General features: G+C 64.0%; 9 protein-coding genes. 4 read left to right on the forward strand and 5 right to left on the reverse strand.

Going from position 1 to position 7,441, the window contains the following annotated elements:
* Positions 1 to 2: 2 nt before the first annotated feature.
* The gene (ctaD, locus tag JOZ00_RS15660; protein ID WP_293345084.1) at positions 3 to 1,763 is read right to left on the reverse strand and encodes a cytochrome c oxidase subunit I; all 1,761 of its coding nucleotides are present in this window, start codon (positions 1,761 to 1,763) and stop codon (positions 3 to 5) included.
* Positions 1,764 to 1,949: 186 nt separating this feature from the next.
* Between ctaD and JOZ00_RS15665 the strand changes: the two genes are divergently transcribed.
* Positions 1,950 to 3,056, forward strand: a complete 1,107-nt coding sequence (locus tag JOZ00_RS15665) for an iron-siderophore ABC transporter substrate-binding protein (RefSeq protein ID WP_293345086.1) — start codon at positions 1,950 to 1,952, stop codon at positions 3,054 to 3,056.
* Between the two features lie 123 nt (positions 3,057 to 3,179).
* On the forward strand, positions 3,180 to 4,220 hold the full coding sequence (locus JOZ00_RS15670) for an NAD(P)-dependent alcohol dehydrogenase (RefSeq protein WP_293345088.1): 1,041 nt from the start codon (positions 3,180 to 3,182) through the stop codon (positions 4,218 to 4,220).
* A gap of 16 nt (positions 4,221 to 4,236) precedes the next feature.
* On the opposite strand, the gene JOZ00_RS15675 is transcribed toward JOZ00_RS15670, so the two are convergent.
* Positions 4,237 to 4,677 (reverse strand): DUF3349 domain-containing protein, encoded by a 441-nt coding sequence (locus JOZ00_RS15675; protein WP_293345090.1) that lies wholly within the window; start codon positions 4,675 to 4,677, stop codon positions 4,237 to 4,239.
* A gap of 333 nt (positions 4,678 to 5,010) precedes the next feature.
* Between JOZ00_RS15675 and JOZ00_RS15680 the strand changes: the two genes are divergently transcribed.
* Both JOZ00_RS15680 and JOZ00_RS15685 read left to right on the forward strand, forming a co-directional pair.
* Positions 5,011 to 5,364: a hypothetical protein gene (locus JOZ00_RS15680; RefSeq protein WP_293345092.1), complete on the forward strand. Its 354-nt coding sequence runs from the start codon at positions 5,011 to 5,013 to the stop codon at positions 5,362 to 5,364.
* 91 nt (positions 5,365 to 5,455) lie between these two features.
* On the forward strand, positions 5,456 to 5,656 hold the full coding sequence (locus tag JOZ00_RS15685) for a DUF1508 domain-containing protein (RefSeq protein ID WP_293345094.1): 201 nt from the start codon (positions 5,456 to 5,458) through the stop codon (positions 5,654 to 5,656).
* A 31-nt stretch (positions 5,657 to 5,687) separates the two neighbouring features.
* On the opposite strand, the gene JOZ00_RS15690 is transcribed toward JOZ00_RS15685, so the two are convergent.
* From JOZ00_RS15690 to nrdF, 3 genes are all read right to left on the reverse strand, one after another.
* Positions 5,688 to 5,963, reverse strand: a complete 276-nt coding sequence (locus JOZ00_RS15690; protein ID WP_293345096.1) for a hypothetical protein — start codon at positions 5,961 to 5,963, stop codon at positions 5,688 to 5,690.
* Positions 5,964 to 6,066: 103 nt separating this feature from the next.
* Entirely contained in the window at positions 6,067 to 6,474 is a 408-nt protein-coding gene (locus tag JOZ00_RS15695; RefSeq protein WP_293345098.1) for a hypothetical protein, read from the reverse strand.
* 189 nt (positions 6,475 to 6,663) lie between these two features.
* A partial coding sequence (nrdF, locus tag JOZ00_RS15700) for a class 1b ribonucleoside-diphosphate reductase subunit beta (protein ID WP_293345100.1) occupies positions 6,664 to 7,441 on the reverse strand: 778 nt, incomplete at its 5' end.

The raw sequence follows: 7,441 nt of genomic DNA on the forward strand, positions 1-7,441 counted from the left end.
CGCTACTGGTTAGGGGTCGAGCGATCGGGCTCGGTCCGTGGGACGAATCCCTTTGGCGATTCGAAAGCCGTGGCGTGGCGACCTATGTGCGCCTCGGCGCGAAGCCGCTCCACCATGTGCGGGTAGTGCAACTCGAAAGCCGGTCGCTCCGAACGGATTCGGGGCAGCTCGGTGAAGTTGTGCCGCGGCGGCGGGCAGCTGGTCGCCCACTCGAGCGAGTTGCCGTAGCCCCACGGGTCGTCGACTGTGACGACCTCGCCGTAGCGCCAGCTCTTGAAGACGTTCCAGACGAACGGGAACATCGACGCGCCCAGGATGAAGGCGCCGACCGTCGAGACGACGTTGTACGGCTGGAAACCATCGGAGGGCAGGTAATCGGCGTAGCGGCGCGGCATGCCCATGTCACCCAGCCAGTGCTGCACCAGGAATGTGGTGTGGAACCCGATGAACGTCAGCCAGAAGTGCAGCTTGCCCAGCCGCTCGTCGAGCAGCCGACCGGTCATCTTCGGGAACCAGAAGTACACGCCCGCGAAGGTGGCGAACACGATGGTGCCAAACAGCACGTAGTGGAAGTGCGCCACCACGAAGTAGGTGTCGGTGACGTGGAAGTCCAGCGGCGGGCTGGCCAGGATCACGCCGGTCAGGCCGCCCAGCAGGAAGGTGATCAGGAAGCCCACACAGAAGAGCATCGGCGTCTCGAAGGTGATCTGGCCCTTCCACATCGTGCCGATCCAGTTGAAGAACTTGATTCCGGTGGGCACGGCGATCAGGTAGGTCATGAACGAGAAGAACGGCAGCAGAACCGCGCCGGTGGCGAACATGTGGTGCGCCCACACCGCGACCGACAGGGCGGCGATCGAGAGCGTCGCGTAGACCAGCGTGGTGTAACCGAAGATCGGCTTGCGCGAGAACACCGGGATGATCTCGGTGATGATCCCGAAGAACGGCAGGGCGATGATGTAGACCTCGGGGTGGCCGAAGAACCAGAACAGGTGCTGCCACAACAGGACTCCGCCGTTGGAGGCGTCGAAGACGTGAGCCCCGAGGTGGCGGTCGGCGGCCAATCCGAACAGGGCCGCGGTCAAGATCGGGAACGCGATCAGGATCAGGATCGAAGTCACCAGGATGTTCCAGGTGAAGATCGGCATCCGGAACATCGTCATGCCGGGGGCGCGCATGCAGACCACGGTCGTGATCATGTTCACCCCGCCAAGGATGGTGCCCAGGCCGGCAAGGATCAGGCCCGTGATCCATAGGTCTCCGCCGGCGCCGGGTGAGTGCACGGCGTCGGACAGCGGCGTGTAGGCGGTCCAGCCGAAGTCCGCGGCCCCACCCGGGACCAGGAAGCCGGAGGCCGCGATCAGGCCGCCGAAGAGGAACAGCCAGAACGAGAAGGCGTTGAGCCGAGGGAACGCCACGTCGGGCGCGCCGATTTGCAGCGGCAGGACCAGGTTGGCGAACCCGAACACGATCGGCGTCGCGTAGAGCAGCAGCATGATCGTGCCGTGCATCGTGAACAGCTGGTTGAACTGCTCATTGGACAGGAATTGCAGCCCGGGTGCCGCCAGCTCCGTGCGCATCAGCAGCGCCATCAGCCCGCCGATGAAGAAGAAGACGAAGCAGGTCACCGTGTACATGATTCCGATCATCTTGTGATCGGTCGTGGTGATCAGCTTGTAGACGAGGTTCCCTTTAGGACCCATGCGGTCCGGGTATGGGCGAACGGCTTCAAGTTCTCCCAACGGGGGCGCTTCGGCTGTCAACAGCTTCTCCAAACATCCGGATCGGACAGGGCCCAAAGTGGCTATTGACTCGAATCTTAGCCGCCGGTGATGCCGACGTCAGGGCTGGTCCTACAAACTGTCGTAAATGCCTCGGCGGGGCGGCGTGTTGCTGGGTGTCTTCTCGGGAAAACGGCTCCAGACCGGCCGGGTGTTAGCGTCAAACCCGTGCAATTCGGCGTGATCCGGCCCGCCCGGGTGCTCGTGGCCGGCGCCGTGACGGCGGCCGTTGTGGTCGCATGCGGCGGCTGCGGATCCGGTAAACCCGGCTCCTCCCCGTCGGCCCGTTCCCTGGTCACCCCCACCACCCAGATCGCCGGTGCCGGCGTGCTGGGAAACGACCGCCACCCCGATGAGTCGTGCGCGCGCGATGCCGCCGGGGCAGACCCGGGGCCGGCGACCCGGCAGGCTCACAACGCGGCGGGAGTCAGCCCGGACGTGGTGCAGGTGCTCGCGGAGCCCAAGCGCATCGTCGTGCTCTCCGGTGACCAGCTCGACGCCCTGTGCGCGCTGGGCCTGCAGTCGCGGGTGATCGCCGCGGCGGTGCCGGACGGCTCGTCGAACCAGCCGTCGTATCTGGGCGGTGCGGTGCACGGCCTGCCCGGTGTCGGCAGCCGCACCAACCCCGACGTCGCCGCGATCTCCGCGCTGCACCCCGACCTCATCCTGGGCTCACAGGGATTGACGCCCAACTTGTATCCGCAGCTGGCCGCGATCGCCCCGACGCTGTTCACCGCGGCGCCCGGCGCGGATTGGCAGGACAATCTGCGCGCCGTCGGCGCCGCCACGGCACGCGGCGCGGCAGTCGACGCACTGATCAGCGGCTTTTCCCAACGGGCCACGGATATCGGCGCCAAACACGACGCGTCCCATTTCCAGGCGTCGATCGTGCAGCTGACGGCCGGCACGATTCGGGTGTACGGGACCAACAACTTCCCGGCCAGCGTGCTCGGCGCGGTGGGCGTGGACCGGCCGGCCGCGCAGCGCTTCACCGATAAGCCGTATCTCGAGATCGGCGCCACCGACGCCGACCTTGCGAAGAACCCGAACCTCTCCGCAGCCGACGCCGACATCATCTACGTCTCGTGCGACTCACCGGCCGCATCCCAGCGCGCCGCCACCGTTCTGGACAGCGAGCCGTGGCGCAAGCTGTCGGCAAACCGCGACAACCGGGTGTTCGTCGTTAACGACGAAGTGTGGCAGACCGGCGAGGGACTGATCGCGGCCCGAGGCGTCGTCAACGACCTGCGCTGGGTCAACGCTCCGATCAACTAGCGCCGCAAATTCCGGGACGTAAGCGCGCCAATGAGCTGATATCCGGCTCACATCACATGGCCCGGAAAGTTTACTTTGGCTAAGGTTATTTAGAGGCGTAAAACCATCGAAGAGGGATAACTCATGAGCACTGTTTCGGCCTACGCTGCACCGTCGGCGACCGAACCACTGACCAAGACCACCATCACCCGTCGCGAACCCGGCCCGCACGATGTGGCCATCGAGATCAAGTTCGCCGGCATCTGCCACTCGGACATCCATGCGGTCAGGGGCGAATGGGGTCAGCCCAACTACCCGCTGGTCGCAGGGCACGAGATCGCCGGCGTGGTAACCGAGGTGGGCTCCGGGGTCACCAAGCACCAGGTGGGCGACCGCGTCGGTGTCGGCTGCTTCGTGGATTCCTGCCGCGAGTGCAAGCACTGCCTGGCCGGCCTGGAGCAGTACTGCGAGAAGGGTTTCGTCTCCACCTACAACGGCGTCGGCAAAGACGGACAGCCGACCCAGGGCGGCTACAGCCAGGCCATCGTCGTCGACGAGAACTACGTCCTTCGCATCCCCGACTCGATACCGCTGGACAAGGCCGCCCCGCTGCTGTGCGCGGGCGTGACGCTGTTCTCCCCCTTGCGGCACTGGAAAGTCGACGCCGACACTCGCCTGGCGATCGTCGGCCTGGGCGGGCTGGGGCACATGGGCGTCAAGCTCGGTGTCGCGATGGGTGCCAAGGTGACGGTGCTGTCGCAATCGCTGAAGAAGATGGAAGACGGCCTGCGCCTTGGTGCCAGCGACTATTACGCGACTGCGGACCCCGACACCTTCCGCAATCTGCGCGGCAGCTTCGACCTGATCCTCAACACGGTCTCGGCGAACCTGGATCTGCGCAAGTACCTCAGCCTGCTCGACGTCGACGGGACGCTCGTGGAGTTGGGCATCCCCGAACACCCGATGGAGGTGCCCGCGTTCTCGCTGGCCTTGAGCCGTGTCAGCCTGTCGGGCTCCAACATCGGCGGCATTGCCGAAACGCAGGAGATGCTGGACTTCTGCGCCGAGCACGACGTAACACCCGAAATCGAGCTGATCGAGCCCGATTACATCAACGAAGCCTACGAACGCGTCCTGGCCAGCGACGTGCGGTACCGCTTCGTCATCGACATCTCGAAGCTATGAGGCGGCCCCGGGAGTCCTAGTCTCCCTCAGAACCTCGCGCCGTGAGCTCGGCCGACTCCGCATCCTCGTCACCGGGCACGACCTCGCTGACGTCGATGCCGGCCAGCGGCCAGCCGGCGGCGGCCAACGTGGCGGCCACGCGGATGACGTTTTCCTTGCCGGCGTCGTAATGCGTCATGTCTGAGATGAATTCGGAGATCTCGTCGCGGTCGATCGGGTGGTCGATCGTCTCCGGAGACCCTTCCTTGGCGGTGACCTTGCGCACCACCTCTTTGATCTGCTCTTCGGTCAGGGGTGTGCTGCGCAGCAGAGCCATCAGCGGCACTCGGTCCGGGCCGGGGACGCCGTCGGGGTAGCCGACCTGCAGCCAGCGAATCACCGAGCAAAAGAAGTGGTGCTTGTGATCCTTTTTGGAGGAAGCGGTTGTCGTCACAGGAATAGTGTCGGGCAGCGGCATCAACCGCGCTAGCGAGCCGTCGTACCGTCCCCACTATTCATACGTCGTTCACGCGCCTGTTCATATTCGCGGGTGGGGCGCTAAAGGATTTCTCGACGAATTTGTTGCAAATCCTGCCTGGCTACTTCACTACTGCGTCACACCATCAGCCCGTGGTGACATCGGGCCAGTGATGGGCGGCCCGTCGGTCCGGTCCGATGATTCGAGTAGTGGATTACTCGTGTTCCCGCCGCGAGTCGCTGAAATGATCAGCTCGACCGGAAGCCCGAAATTAGGCTAAACACAACGGGTTTCGAGCGTGGCCGCCCTGACCGCCGACGCAAGGAGCAACACATGGCCCACACTGACGACCCCTATCAGGCACAAGCCGCGGTCGGTGATGCGTCGACATGCCCTCAGGGGCAGTGCTATTTCACTTTCCCCCAGGTGCCGGCCGGAAAACGGTTGAAACTCACCAGCGTCTCAGCCCAGCTTGGTGACGCGTCCGACGTGATCGTGCTTGAGGGCGCCGGCGCAGTGGCGTACTTCGTGACGAAATGCGATCGCTCGCTCGGTTATCTCACGCAAGTCGTCAGTTTCTTCTACGAAGCTGGCGACACTCCGACAGCACGTGTCTACGTCGGGCCCAACTACACCGAGCACACGTCGTTGATCATCACGCTGGTCGGCATTCTGGAAAACACGTGATAGCCGAAACAGCTTACTGAGCACTCTTTTTCGAGGAGTCAACTAGGCGTAGCGTTGGCGCTGTTCGAAGAAACGAACAAGGAGTATTGGAATGGCAGCCAAATTCGAGGTCAGCAAGGACAAAGCCGGCAAATTCCGGTTCCACCTCAAGGCGGCTAACGGCGAAATCATCGCCGCCAGCCAGGCCTATGAAACAAAGGCGAGCGCCGAGAAGGGTATCGAGTCCGTCAAAACGAGCGCCGCGAGCGCGCCCGTTGTGGACCTGACCGAACGCCAACCCGCTCACAACTAGCTACGCGCAAAGAGCCCACCCCGGGCGTTGCCTAAGCGGCGCTGGGGCGGCGTGAGGATGCGTGCGCCGACGCCTTGGTGACGTTGCGTCGACATAGGTGGGTCACGGACGCCAACTCCGTCTCGCTGGTCTGCCCGCGCCGCCCCACCCGGTGGTGAATCCACCAACCCGTCGCCATGGCCGCAACCGCCAGCGCGAGGGCCAACAGCACCAATTCGTCGCCGAATGCCATCAGCACAATGATGCCCGCGACGATCCAAATCGCTTCGCCGATCGGGTGGCCGCGGTGTCCGCCGATTGTGGTCATGTCAGCCTCGCTGAATCGAGGTCACCGTCTGATGCGGTGGCTTTTCAGCGCAACGCCGCCGCGGCCGGAATGCTGCCCGACTCAGTGATGATGGTGACCCAGCTCACGCTCCGCAGTCGGCGCTGTTGGCGTAGCCACCGTCGACCCTCTTGCAGAACGGGAAGCCCTGGTCCCCGCCCGCGACGCTGAGGGTTAATCCGCGACCGCCGTCGACGAGCGTGGCGGTCGCGTATCCCCCGCCGGGAATGTTGCCGTATGCGGTGGTGTCGGGCTGGGAGGGTGGGCCCTGCACGAAGGTGAACCGCATGTTCACGGTGCCAGAGCGGGTCGTTTCGACGGCGCTGCCATCGCCGTTGATCGTCAGGCTCTCCCCGTGGGCGCCCCACTGGCCGACGAAGGGGCCGCCGGCCATCGAGAACGGCTTGCTCAGGTCCGCCTGTCCTGGATCCGCCTGTGCCACAGAGGCGCAGACGATACCGGCAGCAGCCGCCACGATGCCAAGAGTCTTCATTTCTCACCTCTTCATGACCCCCGGCGAACCCCCGTGGAACTGCTCTGCACCTCCATCCGGCGACGTGTCGGCACCGACACCAGTGTCATGAGTGCGTGAAACCCAGCCGGCGTTGATGATATTGGCGACAGCGACTTCTCGAGCGTTAATGCCGAAGTCGCGCTCTTGCTACCGGGTTAGGTCGCGCGCTTAGAAGTCCCAGTCCTCGTCTTCGGTGACGACGGCCTTACCGATCACGTACGACGAACCCGACCCGGAGAAGAAGTCGTGGTTCTCGTCGGCGTTGGGCGACAGCGCCGACAGGATCGCCGGGTTCACGTCGGTCTCGTCGCGCGGGAACAGCGCCTCGTAGCCGAGGTTCATCAACGCCTTATTTGCGTTGTAGCGCAAGAACTTTTTGACGTCTTCGGTCAGCCCGACTTCGTCGTAGAGGTCTTGGGTGTACTCCACCTCGTTGTCGTAGAGCTCGAAGAGCAATTCGTAGGTGTAGTCCTTCAGCTCGGCACGCTTGACCTCGTCGACGAGCGCCAGGCCGCGCTGGTATTTGTAGCCGATGTAGTAACCGTGCACGGCCTCATCGCGGATGATGAGCCGAATCATGTCGGCGGTGTTGGTCAGCTTGGCCCGGCTCGACCAGTACATCGGCAGGTAGAAGCCGGAGTAGAAGAGGAAGCTTTCCAGCAGCGTGGAGGCCACCTTGCGCTTGAGCGGCTCGTCGCCCTTGTAGTACTGCATCACGATCTCGGCTTTGCGCTGCAGGTTGGGGTTCTCCTCGGACCAGCGGAACGCGTCGTCGATCTCAGCGGTCGAGCACAGCGTGGAGAAGATGTTGCTGTAGCTGCGCGCGTGCACCGACTCCATGAAGGCGATGTTGGTGTAAACGGCTTCCTCGTGCGGGGTCAGCGCGTCCGGAATCAGGCTGACCGCCCCGACCGTGCCCTGAATGGTGTCCAACAGGGTTAGCCCG

It is taken from the genome of Mycobacterium sp. (genome assembly GCF_019243155.1).
GTDB lineage: Bacteria > Actinomycetota > Actinomycetes > Mycobacteriales > Mycobacteriaceae > Mycobacterium.